The sequence below is a fragment of the Sodalis sp. dw_96 genome, assembly GCF_018449575.1.
Taxonomy (GTDB): domain Bacteria; phylum Pseudomonadota; class Gammaproteobacteria; order Enterobacterales; family Enterobacteriaceae; genus Acerihabitans.
Genome location: NZ_JAAVUT010000023.1, coordinates 24,182 through 44,186, shown reverse-complemented (window position 1 = coordinate 44,186; position 20,005 = coordinate 24,182). Strand labels below are relative to the sequence as shown.

The following is a 20,005-nucleotide window of genomic DNA, read 5'->3' as shown; positions in this document are numbered from 1 at the left end:
GAACCGTTGTTTGAGGTTAGCGACGGCCTTCGGCAATCGCGGTTACCGCCTGGATTTCTGCGGCTTCCTGCTCCTGCTGTTCCTGACGATCCCGCAAGTCGAGGATCTGGTTGGTAATCAGGCCTTCTTCAATTTCACGCAGGGCGATAACGGTGAACTTATCGTTTTCTTCCGCAACCAGGGGGTCCTTGCCGCCGACCTGAAGTTGCCGAGCGCGACGAGCAGCGACCAGCACCAGGTCAAAACGGTTACCAATTTTTTCGACGGCGTCTTGTACAGTTACGCGTGCCATATGCGAGCTACTCCACAGTTGAAGAAATGACTGGGCATCATACTGAAACTTCTCTCAGTCCGCCAACAGTTTGGTGATTAAAGCGTCATGCCGTAATTTCTGGCGGCTCAGACGCAGACGTTCGGCACGGATGATGGTTTTCAAATCCATCAGTGCCGTATTAAATTCATCATTTACGATGAGGTAATCATATTCGGCGTAATGGGACATCTCGGCCACCGCCTGCGCCATGCGCTGTGCGATGATTTCGTCGCTGTCCTGTCCCCGGCCTCGCAGCCGGCGATCCAGTTCCTCCCTGGAGGGCGGCAGCACGAAGATACTGCGCGTCTGGGGCATTCTGATGCGAATTTGCTGTGCCCCCTGCCAATCGATATCCAAAAAGACATCCACACCGGTGGATAACACCTGTTCGATCATTTCGCGGGAAGTACCGTAATAATTACCGAAGACGTTGGCATACTCCAGAAAGGCGTCTTCAGCAATCATGCGTTCGAATTCCGCCTTGGAAACAAAAAAGTAATGTTCACCCTGTTTTTCACCCGGACGAACTGAGCGAGTGGTATGGGAAACCGAAACCTGAGTGTCGTAAAGCGGTTGTGTTTTAAGCAACGCCTGAATCAGGCTTGATTTTCCCGCGCCGCTGGGTGCGGAAACAATGTAAAGCGTTCCTTGAACCATACTGGGATTTTTCGACTGTGGTTAATGAATCGACGCGTATATACCCGATAGCTTTCAAGCGGCAGTTGTGTTGGCTGCCGCTTGAAAGCTATCGGGTATATAGGGTCATAGCGGTTATTATACACGGCATTGGCCCTGTATGCAGCCTCCCTTGCTGCGTTTGGGGAATTTATGCCCTTTTGCGCTACAACGTACCGCCGCTAATGGGTGGACCGGTTCTGTCCCCACGATGAGGTCCGGCCAAATGTCTCGGGGCTGACACCGGCGGAATGGCGCTGAAGCGGGGGAGTGCCAACGACCGCACCGGCATGTCCGGCGCAACTCGGACGGGGAATGAAATCCCGGGAAATTTATTGAAAGTTAAATTACCCGGCGATGCCGCCCGATAAAAAAGCGTAACGGCTTGAAGCTTATACTTAAGTAAATTTTAAGTAATATAAATGATTTTTTAGCCGATGAGGTCAATGAATTAATTTAATAAAGGATGCCGGCCGTACCGGCAACCCTTAATTTCCGCGGATACGCCCCCACTCCTGAATGTTTGATCGCTATTCAAACGTGATCCCCCAGGGGAAAACTATCTACATGCATATATCAAACATCGCTTATATGTTTGGACGCCGAGAAAGTTTTCCTCATCAATTCGGGCGTGAAAATTGATGAAGAATGTTCACAATTTATTAAGTGTAATAGGTCAACTTATCTATCATTACATAAAGTTTATATTCAGCAGAAAAAAAAGGGAATTATCATTGACTCAGTTCCAGCATATTGCAGATTTCGCCCAGTTTTTCCAATTGCGTTTCGGATAAGGGGGCAAGCAAACGCTCCAGAATGACCCTGTGGGTTTGCTGGGCAATACGCAGCTTATCAAGCCCTTTCTCCGTGATATAAACATGCTTCACCCGCCGGTCGGTAGGGCTTTGCTGGCGTTGCAGCATATGGTCCTTCTCAAGGGCGTCCAGTACCGTAACCACGGTACGGGAAGAAAAACCCATATAGTTTTTGATATCCGTCGCGCTGGTTTTGCCGAGGGTTATCAATTGAAGGATCTTCATTTTGGAGAGTGAAAGACCTTCGTTAACCAATTGTCCGTTCACTTCTTTTCGTAAGCGATGATAGATACGTGATAAAGATTCCACGGTGTCGGCAATATCTTTAACTTTTTCCATTTTATAATCTCTAGGTGAAATTAAGGCGATTCACGTGCCGCGATGGCAGGTTAAAAGTTTGTTATGAATGGATGAGGGGCTAAATAATCAACCCGCCCGCTCTTTTCATAAATTAAATACATAATTTTAACAAATTCATGGCTGACACATCTCAATCCAGAGCGGTAAATGATCGCCCTATTTTTCCGCATGTTGCGTTAGAGGAATCATTAATTATCTCTGCATCAGAGAGAACGCCATACAATATAAGTAACGTATTGCCAGCGCAGTTTATAGGAATATTTTCTATTTTTAAACATGACTAATAGAAAAATACGGATGTCATATTGAAATATTAAGGTGGTGATATCTTATTTTATTTTATTACTTTTATGGTAACTCAATAGCCTGCTAATTTATTATTGAATTAATGGCTAATGCTTATGCTAACTAATTGATTTATATTGTTTATTTTATTATGGCTACAAGGTGTTAATATGATGTAGTAACATTTTGTAATGGTGTATTTTATAAAATAATAAAAAAATAAATTTGATAAATACAGGGCCGCCTGCAAAAAGTTCCCACGCTGAGGAGCATGAGCTGTTACGTAACACATTGATTTATAAGTTGTGATGTTTTTATAAGAAGTGCATCTGCATGGGGAAAGGGGAGAATTATTGTATAGGCATCAATGAATTATAATCTAAAAAGTTCTGTGGAATGACTAGGCGATTTTCAACGCGGCGGGGCAGGATAAAGCCTCCCCACAGCGAACCGGCAGAAAGGACGCATAAATCATAACACCGGTCATGTATACGTAGTTCTTATAAGTCGTATTACTAATGGATCATGTCGTAATTGTGACGCTTGTTTCGATTAAACACTGGCAATCTTGCTTACGTTTGCTGCTCTATTTTAACAGGCTGCGCTTATGTTTTTTTACCTGCTTCGTCGGTTGGTGCTGGCGGCTTCAGTAATGCTGGTGGCTATCACACTATTATTCTGTCTGGTGTTTTTAGTGCCGGGGGATCCGGCTTCGGTTGCGTTGGGGCCGCGAGCCAGCGAGGCGCAAAAGCAGGCATTGCGTGAACATATGGGCCTGGATCAGCCGGCTATTGTGCAAATAGGACGATTTATCGCTCATGTGGCGGCAGGGGATCTGGGCGAGGATGTCCTGACTCATCGGCCGGTGAACCAGCTTATCGCCCGCGCTTTACCCAATACTCTCATCCTGGCCCTGTCGGCTATTGCCTGGGCCATTATTATCGGCATCCCGCTGGGGTGCTGGGCGGCCTTGCGACCCAATACCTGGCTTGACCGGCTGATAGGGCTACTGTCCACCAGCGTCATCGCCCTGCCGGCTTTTGTGGTGGCGATTTACGCACTGCTGGTGTTCTCGGTGACACTGAAATGGTTTCCGGCTATCGGCGCGGGGCAGCAGGGGGATGTCGGTTCGCAATTCCACGCCCTGGTATTGCCCTCCCTGACGGTGGCGTTGAGCTGGATCGGGTATTTATCCCGGCTGGTGCGGGCGTCGATGCTGGAAGTTCTCAAGGAAAACCATATCCGCACCTACCGCGCCTTTGGCATTGGCGATCGGCTGATTGCACTGCGTTACGCTCTGCCTATCGCGGTGGTACCGGTGGTGTCGGTATTGGGGGTCGGCATTGGTTCGCTGCTTTCCGGCGCGGTGTTAACCGAGATTGTCTTCGCCCGGCCCGGCTTGGGCAAGCTGGCGTATGACTCGGTCATCTCCCGCAATTTCCCGGTGGTGATGGGGACGGTGGTGGTGACCTCCGGATGTTATGTACTGGCCAATCTCATCGCCGATCTGATCAACACTTTTCTGGATCCGCGTGTGCGGCAGGAGCTTTGACCATGGCTCTCACCACCACCACCCCTCCGGCGTTGAGCACCGGTAGCGCTACCGCCGCGGGCCGGCCGGACCCGTTTCGCGTGCTGCGGCACGTCTGGTCGGGTCCGATGGGGCGTTTCGCCATGATTTGCGTGGCGGCAATGCTGCTGTGCGCTATCTTCGCCCCCTGGCTGGCGCCGCACGATCCCATTGCCATCAAAGCGGCCCTGCGTCTTAAGGGACCGAGCATGGATTATTGGCTGGGCAACGATCAACTTGGCCGCGATGTATTGTCGCGCTTGATCTACGGTAGCCGTATCGCGATGACGGTGGCGTTTCTGGGTACCGGCGGCGCGTTGTTTATCGGCGCTGTGCTGGGGCTGCTGGCGGGTTACGGCCCGCGGCAGATCGATACCCTGCTGATGTTGTTCTGCGATTCGCTGATGTCGATTCCGATGATTCTTTTCGCCCTGGCGGTGGTGACGCTGGTGGGGTCCAGCGTGAGCACCATTATCCTGATTATCATTACTTTTATGGTGCCGGGCTATTTTCGGGTGGTGCGCAGCCAGACCCGGGTGCTCAAACGTATGGAATATATCGTCGCCGCGCGCGCCATGGGCGCTTCGCCCGTCAGCGTGGTATTTCGTCATTTGATTCCCAATATGACCGGCACGCTGCTGGTGCTGGTGGCGATGGATATCCCGGCGGTCATCGCCATTGAGTCGGGCCTGAGTTTCCTGGGGCAAGGTGTACAGCCGCCGGACGCCAGCTGGGGCACGGTGCTCAACGACGGTTATTCCTATATCCGCCAGGCGCCGCATATCGTTATCGCCGCCGGAATTCCCATCATCATCGCCACGCTTGGCTTCACCTTTCTCGGCGAGGCGCTACGGGATGCGCTGGATCCACGCACCGCCAGACAATCCCGGGGGGATAACTAATGGCACTGCTGGAAATCGACAACCTGTCGGTCACCTATGCGTCTGACAAAGGCCCGCTGAAGGCCGTTCGCCATATTTCCCTGCGGGTGGAAAAAGGCGAAGTGCTGGGGCTGGTGGGGGAAAGCGGTTCGGGTAAATCAACGTTGGTGGGGGCAATGCTCACACTGCTGCCCCCCAATGCCCGGGCCTCCGGTGCATTGCGCTACCACGGGCAGGATCTGCTGACCTTGTCCGAATCCGCCAAGCGCCGCCTGCGGGGCAACGGTATCGCCACGGTCTCCCAAGATCCCTTTACCGCCCTTAATCCGGTGGTCACCATCGGCAGACAACTGGTGGCTTTCCAGCATCATAAGCCCGGCTCGAAAACCGACAAGCTGAATTTGGCAGTGAAAATGCTCGAACGTGTGGGTATTTCCGACCCTCGGGGGCGTTTGAAACAATATCCCCATGAACTGAGCGGCGGAATACGTCAGCGAATCGCCATCGCGGCGGCGCTGTTAACCGAGCCGGAGCTGTTGATTGCCGACGAGCCCACTACCGCGCTGGACGCCACCACCGAAATGCAGGTGGTGGAAGTGCTTAAAGCCAGTCGGCAGCTGGTGGACGGCGCCATTATCTTTGTGACCCATGATTTGCATTTGGTCAGCGCCCTTTGCGACAACGTGGCGGTGATGTATGCGGGAGAGATTGTAGAGGCCGGCCCCATCGGCGAAATTTTCGGTTCCCCGGCCCATCCCTACACCCGGGCGCTGCTAGCCTGCGATCCCGAGCGCATTGAAATAGCAACCCGCGAGCTGCCGTTTATCGCCGGTTCGGTGCCGATGCCGAGCGTCCACCGCGTCGGTTGTCCGTTCCAACCCCGCTGCGGCCTGGCGTTCGCCCCGTGCGGCAGCGAGACGCCGCCGGAAACCATCCTGGGGGAAAACGGCCGGACGGTGCGCTGTCATAAGGTGAATGCCAATGCTTGATATTCAGGATTTAGTGGTTCGCTACAAGACCGGCACCCTGTTGAGCCGTTTGATGCCCGGCGCCGTCGGGCATGTGGATGTGCTGGCCGGCGTCAGTTTGCATGTGCCGCCGGGCAAGACCCTGGGTCTTATCGGCGAGAGCGGGAGTGGCAAAACCACCCTCGGGCGCGCCGTGATCGGCTTGGCCCCGGTGGCCAAGGGCAGTATCCAGGTTAACGGCCGGGAGCCGCTGGATGCCAGTGATTTGTCATGGCGGGCCATCCGCCGGGAAACCGGACTGATTTTCCAGGACCCGATGGCCGCCCTCGATCCGCGCATGACCGTGGAATACCTGGTCACCGAACCTTTTGCGGTAAACGGCCGTGAATACAAGCGCCGCGGCGCGGCGGCGGCGTTGCTCGACCTTGTGGGGCTGCCGTCGCTGTTTCTGGACCGTTATCCTCACCAACTTTCCGGCGGCCAGGCGCGCCGGGTGGCGGTAGCCAGAGCCCTGGCCCTGCGGCCCAAGCTGATTATCGCCGATGAACCCACGGCGGGGCTGGATCTCTCGGTTCAGGGGGAATTACTCAATCTGTTGACATCCCTACAGCGGGAATTGGGTATGAGTTATCTGATTATTACCCATAACCTGGCCATTACCCGCCATGTCACCGACCGGATTGCCATCATGTACCTGGGCCGCGTTGTGGAAACCGGGCCCACCGAAGCGATATTCCGCGCGCCGGCGCATCCCTACACCCGAGCGCTGCTGAACGCCAAAAGCAAACATAACCTTCCCGGCGCCGGCGTATTGCAAGGGGATGTGCCCACGTTATCCCGCCGACCGGACGGCTGCGAGTTTCACACCCGTTGCCCCCTGGCGACGGCGCTTTGCCGCAGCGTGGCGCCAGTGCCGCGGCAGCTTACAGGGGAACATCAGGTGACCTGTCACACCCCGTTAATCTCAGACCAACCCCAAATGGCCCGGCCAAGCCGCATCATTTTAAAGGAGATGCATTCATGAAAGGCCCCTCTATGAACAGACGTGAGCTTATCAAAACCATGGCGATTCTTGCCGCCGGGGTGTCCAGTTCGCTGGTCATCGGCGGCCAGACGCTGGCGTTTGCCGCCGATAATAAAAATAAAATCCTGCGCGTGCAAAACGATCAGGATATTACCAATCTTGATCCCGCCAATCGCAGCGGCTGGTACGATGAAATGGTGATGTTTGCCGTCTATTCCGGCTTATGCCAGTACAAGGCCGGCACAGAATGGGGATGGCAGTTGGACGCGGCCGAGGTCTTGGAACAGGTGGACCCGCTGACCGTGCATTTCAAGCTTAAACCGGGCATCAAATGGACCGGTAATTTTGGCGAAATGACGGCAGAAGACGTGAAATATTCTTTCGAACGGTTCCTCGATCCCAAACTTGCGGCCATTTATGCCTCCGACTGGGAGGCCCTCGATCATGTAGAGATTAAGGGCGCCTATGAAGGGCTGATTCATTTAAAGCATCCCTTCGCGCCGCTGTTTACCAGTACCTTGCCCCATGCCTCGGGACTGATTGTCTGTAAAAAGGCCGTGGAAGCGGCGAAGGATAAAAAAATCGCCACCGATCCCCTTGCGTCCTCCGGGCCGTATCGCATCGGCGAATGGCAGCCCCGGGAGCGGCTGACCCTGGTGCGCAATGAGAATTGGGCGGGACCCCACAGCTTTTACGACCAGATACAACTGGTGCCCATCGGCGATTTGAATACCGCACAAATCGCTTTTGAGGCTGGGGATCTGGATATGACCAAGATCAATATCAGCGCCATACCCAAATACCAGCAGGGAGTGGCCGGCACCACGCTGACCGTGCGACCGGCGCTGGCCTATACCTGGCTCGGCATGAACGTTGATCATCCGCTGCTCAAGGATGTGCGGGTCCGTCGCGCTATACAGCAGGCAATTGACGTGCCCTCCATTTTGGACGCCGCTTTCGGCGGGGCGGTAAAACCGGCATTCGGCCTGGTGCCGCCGCCTTTGCCGGGCGCCAGGACTAAAAACATCTATCCCTATTCGCCGGATGCGGCCAAACGTCTGCTGAAGGAAGCCGGCGTGTCCAAGCTGCAATTGCGGCTGGACTTAAGCACCTCCACCGACGGCGCCACCGTCGCCCAGGTCATCCAGGCGCAGCTGGCGGAAGTAGGTATTCAGCTGCAAATCAATCAAATGGACAGTGCGGCCTTCGTGGCGGCCGGGCAGGAATCCGAAGGAACCGCCTGGAAGGACTCACAGCTGCGGATGACCACCTTTACCACCGCGCCGGATGCCAGTTGGGTTACCGCCTGGTTTACCTGTAAGCAGGTCGGTATCTGGAATACCCAGAGAACCTGCGACAAAGACTGGGATAAGTTGAGCGATGATGCCGCCAATGAGCTGGACCAGAGCAAGCGGGCCGCCATGTATGTGAAGCTGCAGGATCAACTGGAGGAAACCGGGGCTTATGTCTTTCTCTATCACGGCAGCAACGCCTGGGTGACGCCCAGCAGCATCAAAGGCGCCTGGACCCCCGACGGCCAGTGGCCCCTTTTCCGTGAAATAAAAAGCAGTGAAATAAAAAGCGCCTGATATTTCGCCCTACGGCCCGGATCCGGTGCGGGCCATCAATAGAAAAAAGATAAATAAACCCGGGGCGGCTGTTTCGCCCCCTGGTTTAACGTGGGAGCTTCCTTGAGTACTGCCCGTCTTCCCCTCGCGCCTAAAAAGAGCTTACGGTCCGCCGGCAGCGCTTTACGGCACCCCAATTACCGTCGGTTTTTCGGCGGTCAACTGTTATCGGTTATCGGTAACTGGATTCATACCATCGCCCTGGGCTGGCTTATTTGGCGCCTCGGTGTGGCATCGCCGGTAATGCTGGGCCTGTTGGCGTTTTGCAGCCAAGGCCCCATTTTACTGTTCGGGCTGTTTACCGGCGTTATCGTTGATCGCTGCGATCGCCGCAAATTGGTGTTGGCCACGCAAATCGGCCTGACGCTGCTGGTCTCAATGCTGGCGATCTTGACTTTGAATCATTGGATAACCGCCCGGATAGCGATTTTTATCGCACTCGGACTAGGGCTTATCAGCGCCTTCGATCTGCCGGGGCGGCAATCGCTGGTGGTGGATTTGGTGGAATATAACGATTTGGGCAATGCCCTGGCGCTCAACTCGGTTATTTTCAACGGCGCCCGGCTTATCGGCCCCGCCCTGGGCGGCCTGCTGGTGGATAAGCTGGGGGAGGGCTGGTGTTTTGCATTTATTGCCCTGTCTTATGTGCCGCTGATTCTCTTTCTGGCCGGGATGCGTATTCCCCAGCGCCCTCCTACCGTCCGCACCGGTGGCCTGCTGGCGGAAATGGCCGAAGGACTGCGCTTTCTGCGCCATGACGCCGATGCCCTGCGCATTTTGCTGCTGGTGGGACTGTGCAGCCTCACCAGCGTACCCTATTTCTCGTTCCTGCCGATGCTGGCGGACCGGGTCCTGAAAGGCGGTCCGGCCGGATCGGGCATCTTGATGAGCATTACCGGCATCGGCGCGCTGGTGGCTGCTTTACGCCTGGCCTATAGCAGCAGTATCGAATTCATGCGCCCCTGGCCGCTATGGGCGGCGCTGATGCTGGGAGTGTCGCAAATCTGCCTCGGCCTGTCCCATCTGTTTTGGCTGAGCGCGCTGATTGCCGCGCCCATCGGTTACGCCATCCTGACCCAAAATCTGACCTCGAACTCGCTGCTACAGCACCAGGTTCCCGACCGCTTGCGGGGCAGGCTGATGTCGTTTTATTCCATGATGCTGATCGGCACGGTTCCCATCGGCGCCATAATCTGCGGCGGAGTGGCGGAAATGATGGGACTGCCGTTAACCATGATCGTCGGCGGCCTGCTTTGCTTGGCAGGCGTCGCCGGTATTGCCGCTTGGGAGCGTTTCGGTACCCGGCGCCGGCTATCGCCGCCGAATTCTTGACTTTCTATCGCCAGGAGGCCCGACCATGTCTGACACAATTGATAATACCCTCGTTGTACCTGCGTTTCGCCAGATAACCGTACCCCTGTCGGACGGCACGCAGCTCACGGCCCGCCTGTGGCTGCCGGAAGGAGCGGACCCTGTGCCGCTGGTGCTGGAGTGGATTCCGTACCGTCAGTCGGATAATACCGCGGTGGGGGATTCGATGATCCACGGTTATTTCGCCGCCCACGGTATCGCCGCCATGCGCATCGATTTACGCGGCAGCGGCAACTCGGGCGGATTTCTGCGGGACGAATACCTGTTGCAGGAGCAGGATGACGCGGTGGAGGTTATCGCCTGGATTGCCGGGCAAAGCTGGAGCAACGGTAACGTCGGCATGATCGGCATTTCCTGGGGTGGGTTCGCGGCATTGCAAATCGCCGCCCGGCGTCCGCCGGCCCTGAAGGCAATCATCACCTGCTGTTCCACCGACGATCGTTACACAGACGACGTGCATTTTATGGGTGGGGCGCTGCTTACTGACGGTTTGCAATGGGGCAGCGGCTTATTTACCCAACTGGGACGCCCCCTGGATCCGGCCTATGTGGGCGAGAGCTGGCGCCGGCAGTGGCTGGCGCGGCTGGAGGCCATGGAGCCGCCGCTGGCTCATTGGCTGGCGCATATGGAACGTGACGACTACTGGCGGCATGGATCGGTAAACGAAAACTATCAAGACATTCAATGCGCGGTGTATGCGGTAGGGGGCTGGACCGACGGTTATTCCGACGCCATTTTGCGCTTGATGGAGCACCTTGCCGTGCCGCGCAAAGGGCTTATCGGCCCCTGGACCCATATTTACCCAAACTGGGGCACCCCCGGTCCGGCGATAGATTTTCTCGGGGAGTGCCTGCGCTTTTGGCGGCACTGGCTGTTGGGCGAGCAAACCGGCATCATGGATGAACCGATGCTGCATTTATGGCAGGGAGAGCAACTGCGTCCCGACCCCTCGTCGCTGACGCTTGGCGGCCATTGGATTACCGCGCCCCAATGGCCGGCTACCAGCGCCAGGCATGATTTTTATCTGGGGGACGGTGTGTTAATCGACGCATCTGTCGCCGTGGCAGAACCACTGCTGATTGATACTCCGGCGCACTGCGGCGCCATGGGCGGCGAGTGGTGTCCCCTTGACGGCGGCGGCAATGCTCCTGAGTTCCAAGGAGATCAGCGCGCCGACGACGGACTGTCGGTGTGTTTCGATACGCCGGTGCTGAATTCGCCGCTTATCCTGTGCGGCAAGGCCGATTTGACGGTGGATATCGCGTTTGAAACCCCATCGGCCATGTTGATTTTGCGCCTAAACGAAGTGGATGCCCACGGCCGTTCGGCACGGGTGACCTTCGGTATTCACCGTCTGACACGACCGGATGTGCCCGCCGGCCAGACTTTCCCGGTGGAGCTATCCCTTAAAGGCGTCGCCTACCGGTTCTCCGCCGGCTGCAGGATCCGATTGGCACTCTCGACGGCATACTGGCCGATGGTCTGGGCCGAACCCGGCCAGGGACCGGTGCGGATAGCCCCTGCCACCGGTAGGTTCCGGCTGCCGCTGCGGACCGAAAACCTGCCGGATAAGCCGGATGCTTTTGGTCTTCCACGTTCTGCACCGGCGCTGGATCACCAGGTCATGGCCCCGGAAGTCACCACCCGCCGCGTCAGTTGGGATGCAGGCAGCAATATCCACCGGTTGACAATGGATGCCCGGCGGCAGAAAACCCGCATCGGCGAATTGAGTTTCGACAGCGAAGGCCATGAGGTGTATGAAATCGGCGCCACCGCCCAGACGGCCCGCTGGCAAGCCGAACGCCTGCAGCGCTATCAGCGTCCCGGCTGGCATATCGAGCTGCGCAGCGAAAGCCGCCTTGCATGGCAAGACGGCGGCCTGGTTTTGCACTCAAGCTACAGCGCCTGGGAAAACGATCGGGAGGTTTTCCAACGCCAGTGGGAGCATCGATTTCCGGGGTGAATGACAAATCTGCCGGGAGCAGATTTGAACGCTGCTTGCAGCGGCCCCAAAGGGGCGAGGCTCATGGATGAGCCGAGTAACGCAGTCAACGCAGCTGCAGTTTGAAAGATGATGGCTATAGGGTATTGTTTACCGGTGATGTTATAGCCTGAAGTGATTTAAAAATATGCCCCTTGTCGAACCCCTGGTGTTCACCTTTTTACTTGGCCATGACTTTTCGATGATGAGTCTGGCCTCGGCCATTGAGCCGTTGCGTTCTTATAACCGGCTGTATGAAAAACAGGCTTTCAACTGGCATCTGGCCAGCCTGAACGGCGAGCCGGTAGTGGCCGCCAACGGCATTCCTTTTCCCACCCGGTCCATTGACGATGTGTTGCCCGGTTCTCATTATGTTTTTATCTGCGGCGGCGAGCGGGTGGTGGCGCCCAGGTATGAACGCGGCTATCAAAAGGCCATGCGACAGGCCGCCCGTGCCGGGATTTTTATCGGTTCGCTCTCCACCGGGACCTTTTTGCTGGCCAAATGCGGCCTGCTTAACGGTTACCGCTGCACCATCCATTGGGAAAGCCGATCGGCGTTTGAGGAAACCTACCCGGATATCCAGTGTACCCATAAAATTTATGAGATCGATCGCGGCAGACTCACCTGTTCCGGCGGGACGGCGGCCATGGATATGATGCTTAATCTTATTGCCGAACGCTACGGCGATAAACATGCCGCCGCCATCGCCAATCAGTTTCATCATGAACGGATTCGCAGCGCCGAAGACGATCAGCGGGGCGGACGTCCCGCCGGCGCGGCAATGCCGGCTCCCCTTGGCACCGCAATCGCCATTATGCAGGCACACATAGAAGATCCCATCCCATTGCCGGAGGTTGCGGAACGAGCCGGTGTGGGTAAGCGCCAGCTTGAACGGCTGTTTGCGCAATATTTCGATAAAACGCCACAGCGTTTCTATTTGGAACTGCGCCTTGAACAGGCGCGGGAAATGCTGATTTACTCTGACCAGTCGATTATCGAGATAGCGGTATCGGTGGGGTTCGGCTCTACGTCGCATTTTGCCGGCTGGTTCCGCCGGACCTTCGGTATATTACCGTCGGCTATGCGTCGCGTCAGAAGAACGAAAAACCTCTCATAATCAATACAAATCCCTACGGCGCTCCGCCAGGTAAGCATGGCCCAGGCGCCACCGCTCAAGGGCCGCCAGGCTGATTTCTCCCTGCAGCACCGCCGCCCCGTTGCCCGGCAGGGCCGCGACAATATCGCCGTCGGGACCCACAATCCGGCTTTGGCCGATACAGGCACTGTCCCCGCGGTTAGCGAACGCGACAAAACAGCCGTTTTCATAGGCCCGTGCCGGCACCACATGACGGGGCACCACGTCATAGCCGGTGGTGGTGGCACTGATGCACAGCAGGCAATCCATTCCTTTCAACGCCAACGCGCGGACCGCTTCGGGGAAATCCAGGTCATAGCAAATCAGCAGGCCGAAGCGTAACCCCCCCAGAGCGAAGCAGGCAAAGCCCCCGCCGGGCTGAAACAGAGCCGCCTCATAACCGGACCAGAGATGGATTTTGCGATAATCGGCTCGTACCCGGCCCTGCCCGTCAATCACTTGTAAAGCGTTATACAGACCGTCAGGAGCGCGTTCCGCGTAGCCGAATACCAGCGCCTGCTTTTTTTCAGCGGCCAATTGCGCCAGCGCCCCCAAAACCGGTCCCTCTTTTTCCAGCGCCAAACTGCGTACCCGGTGAGGATCGTCATAACCGCACAGTGCCAATTCCGGCAGCATAATCATGTCGGCGTCCGGCAGCGTGTCCATGGACGCGCGAACCCAATCCACCACCTCGCTCTCACCTGCGGGCGTGCCGGTTATCTGAGCAATGCCGATGTTCATTTCGCTTCTCCCCGGGGGTTGTTGTCGCCGAAAAAGGGATAATAATCGTCCCAGCAGCGATGGAAGATTCTGCTCTCGCCGTTAAAGGCTTCCAGGCTGGATACCAGCCGCCAGCCGCCGTCGTCGGCAGTGAGCAGGCTGCTGACTTCCAGACGGGCATGCCAGTCGCCGCGGTGGAAGCCGGCGCTGCGCACCGCCCGGGCGCTGGCGGACCGGGGATCAAGGGCGTTGATTTTATAGGTTTCACGGCCCAGGGCATCCAGCCGCAGGTCGGTTTCTTCCAGGTATATCGCCCCCAGATTGCGCACCACCTCCAGGGTGGTGTCGCCGTCGTCCATATCCCGGTTCAGGCGCAGTCGTCCCCGTTCAGGCGGCACGATTATCCGCGAAGGCAGGCTGGGGGGGATCGGGGGCAGGCCGAGATCGGGGGGCGGCGTCAGGGCAATCCCACCGTCGCGTACCGACAGCTCAAGGCTGCCGCCTTGCAGTGTCAATTGGGTGCGTACCGGCAGCGGCGCCGCCAGCGGCCAGTAGGACGTGGAGATAGCCACCCGCAGACGATAGCCGGCGGGTATCTCGAACGCAGCGGCATTGAGCGTTAACGCCACATCATAAATTTCACCCGCCACCAGAGGTTCGCATCGATCATGGCCATTACGCTGAGTGAGATTAAGCAGGCCGTAGGTGATACGCAACGAGGTTCCGTCCGCCGCCACGGCGTTCAGCCTAACGGCAATCATTCCTTGGTCCCTGTCGGACGACAGGCGGAGCCGAATTACCGGCCGGCCGGTAATCTGTAACGGTGCCGTTAATGGCGGGCCGTCAAAACAGGCGGAGCCGGCGTCATCCTCCCGCTGGTCTCCCGGCATATCCGGCCCATTGCCATAAGGACACCATTCACCGGAGGCGATGCCGGTGGTGGCCGGGGAACAAATGGCTTGGGCAAACGGTGCGGGGAGCTGGTGGCGGGACTTGCTCCGGCGGGCCGCCGAGGTGCTGACATTCGTGGTGGCGTCATCCGCCGTGTCCGCTTCCAACCGGCCGCCCGGCGCCAGCGTCCACCACTGCCGCACAATGGCCGGCCCGGGCCAATGCCGCTCCGCCGCCCAGCGCCCGAGGCGTTCGGTATAACGCACCCGCGGTGGTTCCGCCTCTTGCAGCCAATAGGTCAACATCGGCTCATCCATAATGCCGGTGGGCTCATCCTTAAGCCAGTGATCAAACCAGCGCGTCACGTAGCGGATAAAATCAATGCGCGGCCCCGGCGTGGCGACATGGGGAAAGGAATGCCCCCAGGGGCCGATGAGCCCCTTGCGCGGTCCCGGCAGGTTTTCCAACAGACGCAGCACGGTGTTGGTATAACCGTCGGCCCAGCCGCCCACCGCCAGTACCGGCACTTCTATACGGGAGTAGTCTTCGCATACCGAACCGCTGCGCCAGTAATCATCCCGGGTGGGGTGTGCCATCCAGCGGCCCGCCGGGGGCTGGTCCATGGCGTTGAGCCGCTCGAGCCACATCTCTTTCCACCTGTCCCCCACAATGTCCGGATCCGGCGGGGTCGGTGTCCAGGTAAACAGCGTGGCGCCATATTGCAGGTTATCATTGAGCAACACCCCGCCCATGTAATGCATGTCGTCGGCATAACGATCGTCGGTGGAACAGGCGGTCACAATGGCTTTTAACGCCGGGGGACGCAACGCGGCGATTTGCAGCGAATTGAACCCGCTCCAGGAGATGCCAATCAGGCCCACCGCCCCTGAACACCAGGATTGTTCGGCAATCCAGGCGATGACTTCACAGGCGTCGGCCCATTCCCTAGGGGTATATTCGTCGTTCATCAGGCCGTCGGAATCCCCCGCGCCGCGCATATCCACCCGGATGGCCGCATAACCGCTTTCGGCCAGGCCGGGATGGAGAACGGCATCATCGCCGCGATGCCTGTCCCGCCGACGATAGGGTAGGTATTCCAGTATCGCCGGCACCGGCCGGGGGGCATCCGGCAGCCAGATCCGCGCCGCGAGTTTGCATCCGTCTTTTAAGGTAATCCAGGCTGTTTCGATTATCTGCATCAAGGTATCCGCATCAAAGCATTCTTAGGTGGAAAACGTTGGCTAGGGTCCATATATCATCTTTGCATAGCGCCGTCCCGGAGCCATCACCATTGCGACCGATTTGGCGCTAAATACGACATCGGGCACCGGCCGACATCATTTGCTGTCCAGGCACTTCAAAAACCGGGATGGATCAGGCCGGACTGTGGGCTGATGCCCGTATGCCCTTGCTCATCAAGTAATAGGCCGGGCAGACAACCGCCAGGCCGACTATCCATGAAATATCCGCGCCCCCCATGGCACGGGCGATGCAGCCGGTGTAAAGATCGGTGGCGATAAAGGGGATTTGCACCAGGATGCCCAGCAGATAGCAGGCCATGGCCCTGAGATTGAAATAGCCGTAAATACCGCCGTCTTGTCGGAAAAAGGAGGGAACATGGTAGTTACCGTGGGCAATGAGGTAATAATCCACCAGATTGATGGCGGTCCAGGGAATCAGTACATACAACAACAGCAGAATGAAATGGGTGTAATTCACCAGAAAATTTCCCTGGCCCTTAACCGCCAGCACCAGGGACAAGGTAAACATCCCCAGGGCCAGAATAATACGTGCGCCGGATCGCGGGGACCATGACGGCGCCAATGTCTGGCCGACGGTTAAAGCGCAAAGGGTACCGCAATACAGATTCATCGCATTGGTGGCGGCGATGCCCACTGAGAAAATCACCACTATCAGGGTGCTGGCCCCGCCGGTGAGGGTCACCAGACCGGTAACGATATCGCTGTCGTTCCAGCACAGTGCGATCACCACACCCAGAATCATCGGAAAAATGGAGCCCAGCGAGCAGCCCCAATAGCTGGCCCAGAATACTTTTCGCGGGTGGCTGTTTTCCGGCATGTAACGGGAGTAATCGGACACATAGGGCGCATAGGCCAATTGCCACAAGGCGGCAATGGACATGGTGCCGAAAAAACCGGCAAAGGTTGGCGGGCGATGAATGAAAAACGTTTCCGGCAAACCGTTTACCAGCAGAATCCAGGCAAAGCTCAGCAACAGGGCGGAACCTGACAGCCAGGACATAATTCGGGTATAGGTGTGGATAAGGTTATAGCCAAAAGCCGTGGCGGTGACGCTTAAGACACCGACTATGGCAATGCCGCTATTGATACTGAGCGGGGGGCAAATGGCATGCAGCCCCTGGCCGCCCAATACCAGGTTGGAGGCAAAAAATCCCAGGTACATGATCACCACTAATGTCACCACCAGTAAGGCACCGTAAGATCCGAATTGACCGCGGGTCTGGATCATTTGCGGCACCCCCAGCTGTGAGCCTTGTGCGGAATGCAGAGCCATAAAAACCGCTCCCGCCAGATTACCTACGATCACCGCCGCCGTCGCCGTGAAAAAAGATAAATTGAACATGCACACCGCCAGTGAACCGGTAATTACTGACAGCATCATAATATTGGAACCGAACCAAATGGTGAATAAATCGCTGATCTTGCCTTGTCGTTCCGTAGCGCTGATGGGTTGAATGGTTTTTAATTCAACCTGTGAGGCAATGCCTGCCGATGGTTTTTTCATAATAACTCTCTTAGAACACGAATAATAATTTGTTAGATTGAAAAAATCGGTCAGCAAATTATTTAAAATAGCAAACCGGATATTAACTGGATTGATATGTCGATTGAAACTTTAGAGTATGTCCATAATAGTCAGCATAAAATCTCCATAGCAGGCGATGGTGATTGGGAAAACTATTTAAAATTCCGTTAAATATTAACTATACATTTTCCTATAACATGTTCATCACGCTATTTGAATCATAATTTTCTAATATTCATCGAATTGCACCTTTCCCACCCACTTCGAGGGTATTATAGCCTTTGGTAACTTAAATATTTTGTCTCATTCAGAGTGGAAAATAAGGTAGAAAAGTTTATATCCATGATTTTGGATTTTATTACAATAATTATATTTGCATTTTAGAGTGCGGGTGGATATAAAGGTGGCGAATTATTCTTTTTTTCGCCGACATTTGAGGATACGAGATGAATGTAATGTGGTACGACTGGCATCATTATGAGCTGACGGTACAACGTTTGTATGACATTCTCGCCTTGCGTAATGCGGTGTTTATTGTGGAACAGACCTGCTTTTATCAGGATATCGACGGCCAGGATCTCCTGGGGGATAACCGACATGTCGCGGGATATTTGGAGGGTAAGCTGGTAGCGTATGCCCGCATCCTTACCGATAAAGATATCCTGACCATCGGCAGGGTTATCGTTTCACCCCGGGCGCGGGGGATAAAACTGGGAAATCTTCTGATGGAGCAAGCGATGGAGGCCTGCGCGGCGCGCTGGCCGGGCCGGAAGATTCATCTTTCCGCCCAGGCGCATTTACAGAAGTTTTACGGTCGTTTCGGTTTTCATGCGGTCACCGAAGTTTATGAGGAAGACGGCATACCGCATATCGGCATGGACAACGACCCTTCATCGGTGCGGTAACGTACCGGTTGAGGGCCCCTTTGGGCGGCTTCAACATGCATCCGCCCTTGGGGTCTAGGGGATATTTTAAGCCGTCAGCTGTGCTATATCGGCGGATCGCCATTGAGATAAATTCATCTCGGCGATAATTCCCGGTCCAAAACCGGCAATAATCCCTTTGTGGCTGGATTTGAAAATACGATCTTCATGCATGCGTCGATACGCTTCAAATACCACCGAACTGGCGATGTTGCCGCAATTGACCAAAGTGTCGCGACTATAGGAAAATTTCTCCTTTTGCACGCCCAGATATTTGCATAAGTCATCTAATATCCTGGGGCCACCGGCATGGATAATATAATAGTCAAGGTTGTCGATCTGCCAATCATGGGTCGAAGCAAGCTCCGCCATAACCGGCGCCAAAGGCGCCATAGTGCCTGGAACCCGTTTATCCAGCCGGAAATGAAAACCTGTATCTTTTACCACGTAGCGTATCCATTCATCGGTTTCTGGAATAAGATAACTACTGTTTCTTTGTAATTCCAGGCCGTTGCCGGCGCGGCTGGTGACTACGGCCGCGGTTATCGCATCGCCAAATAAACCATCGGAAAGCAGACTGCCGACATCGCCATCGGTGGGTTGATAGCTTAATGAGCAGAATTCACAGCTGACAATTAGCACATTGCTGCCGGGGTGCGCCAGAATAAAATCATGAGCGCGGTTAATAGCCGCGCCGCCGGCGGCACAGCCGAGTTGAGCGATGGGGATTTGCACCGTCTGCAAGGGGAATCCCATTTTATTCACCAGCCAGGCGGTCAACGACGGCATTAAAAAACCGGAACATGAAACATAAATAATGGCCGAAATATCTTTGGCGGTGATATCGGCATGACTCAAGGCTTCCTCTATCACGTCGGGAACCAGCCTCTTGGATTGATATTCAAAAACGGCATTTCGATAGCCAAAGCCCGGGTGTAATGTTGCCAGCTCGATAGGTTGGATAATGTGTCTTTTTTTTACGCCCGTATTGGTTATCAGCGCGATGGATTTTTCCAAATTTGGATTATCCTTGAAATTCTTTTTCGCTAAATCAATGGTTTCCTCAAGGGTAATAATATACTCCGGCAGATATATCGCTGGCTTGTGAAGTGTCGGCATTTTTTATGGCTCCATAACATCTTTATAATAAGTAGATTCAATACAATATTGATTACAAAAATTAATGCCCTCTTAGAGTGGTAGTACCGTATCAATTTGTCAATTAGCAGGGAAAAACCATATAAAAATAAAGTTGAAATTTTTAAACTTATATTATTCAAAACGTTAATCATTATACATATGGGTTTATTACGCTATTATTGTATCAATCAGACTAAAATAAATATCAAATTAACTGTTTAGACAATGAGGTATTTGTGGTTTTATCCCCGGCTGGTTTTCAGAGTGAGCGGATATCATATCTCCGCAATATGCGCCGTAATCATTATATTTAGCTATTTTTTGCCGTATCGCCAGTCTTTTGTTGCGCAGCGTCGACGCGCGCGAAGCCCCGATGGGTGATCCATTATTATAGGTAAAACTTATAGACATGCCAAAAGTAGAAATAATAAAAATTATTTTTCTTAAAATTATTTGCAAGAATTATATTTTGAATCGATGATTATATGCATTCGTTGCGATGATAAGCGGCGGTCATAACCGGCTGTGTGTCGTT

16 protein-coding genes are annotated in these 20,005 nt (G+C 55.1%); 9 read left to right on the top strand and 7 right to left on the bottom strand.

What is annotated here, in order from left to right:
* Window positions 1-16: 16 nt before the first annotated feature.
* From rpoZ to HB631_RS22975, 3 genes are all read right to left on the bottom strand, one after another.
* Window positions 17-292 (bottom strand): DNA-directed RNA polymerase subunit omega, encoded by a 276-nt coding sequence (gene rpoZ / locus HB631_RS22985; protein WP_132924177.1) that lies wholly within the window; start codon window positions 290-292, stop codon window positions 17-19.
* Between the two features lie 54 nt (window positions 293-346).
* Window positions 347-970: a guanylate kinase gene (gene gmk, locus HB631_RS22980; RefSeq protein WP_213993505.1), complete on the bottom strand. Its 624-nt coding sequence runs from the start codon at window positions 968-970 to the stop codon at window positions 347-349.
* Window positions 971-1,719: 749 nt separating this feature from the next.
* Window positions 1,720-2,142, bottom strand: coding sequence for a winged helix DNA-binding protein (locus tag HB631_RS22975; RefSeq protein WP_213993504.1), 423 nt, complete (start codon window positions 2,140-2,142; stop codon window positions 1,720-1,722).
* A 913-nt stretch (window positions 2,143-3,055) separates the two neighbouring features.
* Between HB631_RS22975 and HB631_RS22970 the strand changes: the two genes are divergently transcribed.
* From HB631_RS22970 to HB631_RS22935, 8 genes are all read left to right on the top strand, one after another.
* Complete coding sequence (locus HB631_RS22970; protein ID WP_213993503.1) at window positions 3,056-4,000, top strand: ABC transporter permease; 945 nt, start codon at window positions 3,056-3,058, stop codon at window positions 3,998-4,000.
* Between the two features lie 2 nt (window positions 4,001-4,002).
* The gene (locus tag HB631_RS22965; protein WP_213993502.1) at window positions 4,003-4,920 is read left to right on the top strand and encodes an ABC transporter permease; all 918 of its coding nucleotides are present in this window, start codon (window positions 4,003-4,005) and stop codon (window positions 4,918-4,920) included.
* On the top strand, window positions 4,920-5,888 hold the full coding sequence (locus HB631_RS22960; protein WP_213993501.1) for an ABC transporter ATP-binding protein: 969 nt from the start codon (window positions 4,920-4,922) through the stop codon (window positions 5,886-5,888). Before HB631_RS22965 ends, HB631_RS22960 begins: the two co-directional genes overlap by 1 nt.
* Entirely contained in the window at window positions 5,881-6,891 is a 1,011-nt protein-coding gene (locus HB631_RS22955; RefSeq protein ID WP_213993500.1) for an ABC transporter ATP-binding protein, read from the top strand. Before HB631_RS22960 ends, HB631_RS22955 begins: the two co-directional genes overlap by 8 nt.
* A gap of 11 nt (window positions 6,892-6,902) precedes the next feature.
* Window positions 6,903-8,480, top strand: coding sequence for an ABC transporter substrate-binding protein (locus tag HB631_RS22950; RefSeq protein WP_213993499.1), 1,578 nt, complete (start codon window positions 6,903-6,905; stop codon window positions 8,478-8,480).
* A 102-nt stretch (window positions 8,481-8,582) separates the two neighbouring features.
* Entirely contained in the window at window positions 8,583-9,851 is a 1,269-nt protein-coding gene (locus HB631_RS22945) for an MFS transporter (protein ID WP_213993498.1), read from the top strand.
* 25 nt (window positions 9,852-9,876) lie between these two features.
* The gene (locus HB631_RS22940; protein WP_213993497.1) at window positions 9,877-11,853 is read left to right on the top strand and encodes a CocE/NonD family hydrolase; all 1,977 of its coding nucleotides are present in this window, start codon (window positions 9,877-9,879) and stop codon (window positions 11,851-11,853) included.
* Between the two features lie 166 nt (window positions 11,854-12,019).
* Window positions 12,020-12,991, top strand: coding sequence for a GlxA family transcriptional regulator (locus HB631_RS22935; protein WP_213993496.1), 972 nt, complete (start codon window positions 12,020-12,022; stop codon window positions 12,989-12,991).
* Here HB631_RS22935 and HB631_RS22930 read toward each other — a convergent pair whose 3' ends face one another.
* The 3 genes from HB631_RS22930 to HB631_RS22920 all read right to left on the bottom strand — a co-directional run bounded on the left by HB631_RS22930 (window position 12,992) and on the right by HB631_RS22920 (window position 17,386).
* Window positions 12,992-13,750 (bottom strand): nitrilase-related carbon-nitrogen hydrolase, encoded by a 759-nt coding sequence (locus HB631_RS22930; RefSeq protein WP_213993495.1) that lies wholly within the window; start codon window positions 13,748-13,750, stop codon window positions 12,992-12,994. It abuts the gene before it with no gap.
* Window positions 13,747-15,819 carry a CocE/NonD family hydrolase gene (locus HB631_RS22925; RefSeq protein WP_213993494.1) on the bottom strand — a complete coding sequence of 691 codons (2,073 nt, stop codon included), beginning with the start codon at window positions 15,817-15,819 and terminating at the stop codon, window positions 13,747-13,749. Before HB631_RS22925 ends, HB631_RS22930 begins: the two co-directional genes overlap by 4 nt.
* Window positions 15,820-15,994: 175 nt before the next feature.
* The gene (locus HB631_RS22920; RefSeq protein WP_213993493.1) at window positions 15,995-17,386 is read right to left on the bottom strand and encodes a cytosine permease; all 1,392 of its coding nucleotides are present in this window, start codon (window positions 17,384-17,386) and stop codon (window positions 15,995-15,997) included.
* Between the two features lie 467 nt (window positions 17,387-17,853).
* Here HB631_RS22920 and HB631_RS22915 point away from each other — a divergent pair, with 467 nt between their 5' ends.
* Complete coding sequence (locus tag HB631_RS22915; RefSeq protein ID WP_213993492.1) at window positions 17,854-18,312, top strand: GNAT family N-acetyltransferase; 459 nt, start codon at window positions 17,854-17,856, stop codon at window positions 18,310-18,312.
* 66 nt (window positions 18,313-18,378) lie between these two features.
* Here HB631_RS22915 and HB631_RS22910 read toward each other — a convergent pair whose 3' ends face one another.
* Window positions 18,379-19,449, bottom strand: a complete 1,071-nt coding sequence (locus HB631_RS22910; RefSeq protein WP_213993491.1) for a type III polyketide synthase — start codon at window positions 19,447-19,449, stop codon at window positions 18,379-18,381.
* Window positions 19,450-20,005: the final 556 nt, after the last annotated feature.

Excerpts from the sequence above, each read along its gene's own strand:
- HB631_RS22975 (WP_213993504.1), bottom strand. The coding sequence starts at position 2,142 with ATGGAAAAAGTTAAAGATATTGCCGACACCGTGGAATCTTTATCACGT.
- rpoZ (WP_132924177.1), bottom strand. The coding sequence starts at position 292 with ATGGCACGCGTAACTGTACAAGACGCCGTCGAAAAAATTGGTAACCGT.
- HB631_RS22930 (WP_213993495.1), bottom strand. The coding sequence starts at position 13,750 with ATGAACATCGGCATTGCTCAGATAACCGGCACGCCCGCAGGTGAGAGC.
- HB631_RS22925 (WP_213993494.1), bottom strand. The coding sequence starts at position 15,819 with ATGCAGATAATCGAAACAGCCTGGATTACCTTAAAAGACGGATGCAAA.
- HB631_RS22940 (WP_213993497.1), top strand. The coding sequence starts at position 9,877 with ATGTCTGACACAATTGATAATACCCTCGTTGTACCTGCGTTTCGCCAG.
- HB631_RS22955 (WP_213993500.1), top strand. The coding sequence starts at position 5,881 with ATGCTTGATATTCAGGATTTAGTGGTTCGCTACAAGACCGGCACCCTG.
- HB631_RS22915 (WP_213993492.1), top strand. The coding sequence starts at position 17,854 with ATGAATGTAATGTGGTACGACTGGCATCATTATGAGCTGACGGTACAA.
- HB631_RS22950 (WP_213993499.1), top strand. The coding sequence starts at position 6,903 with ATGAACAGACGTGAGCTTATCAAAACCATGGCGATTCTTGCCGCCGGG.
- HB631_RS22935 (WP_213993496.1), top strand. The coding sequence starts at position 12,020 with ATGCCCCTTGTCGAACCCCTGGTGTTCACCTTTTTACTTGGCCATGAC.
- HB631_RS22910 (WP_213993491.1), bottom strand. The coding sequence starts at position 19,449 with ATGCCGACACTTCACAAGCCAGCGATATATCTGCCGGAGTATATTATT.
- HB631_RS22920 (WP_213993493.1), bottom strand. The coding sequence starts at position 17,386 with ATGAAAAAACCATCGGCAGGCATTGCCTCACAGGTTGAATTAAAAACC.
- HB631_RS22965 (WP_213993502.1), top strand. The coding sequence starts at position 4,003 with ATGGCTCTCACCACCACCACCCCTCCGGCGTTGAGCACCGGTAGCGCT.
- HB631_RS22970 (WP_213993503.1), top strand. The coding sequence starts at position 3,056 with ATGTTTTTTTACCTGCTTCGTCGGTTGGTGCTGGCGGCTTCAGTAATG.
- HB631_RS22960 (WP_213993501.1), top strand. The coding sequence starts at position 4,920 with ATGGCACTGCTGGAAATCGACAACCTGTCGGTCACCTATGCGTCTGAC.
- gmk (WP_213993505.1), bottom strand. The coding sequence starts at position 970 with ATGGTTCAAGGAACGCTTTACATTGTTTCCGCACCCAGCGGCGCGGGA.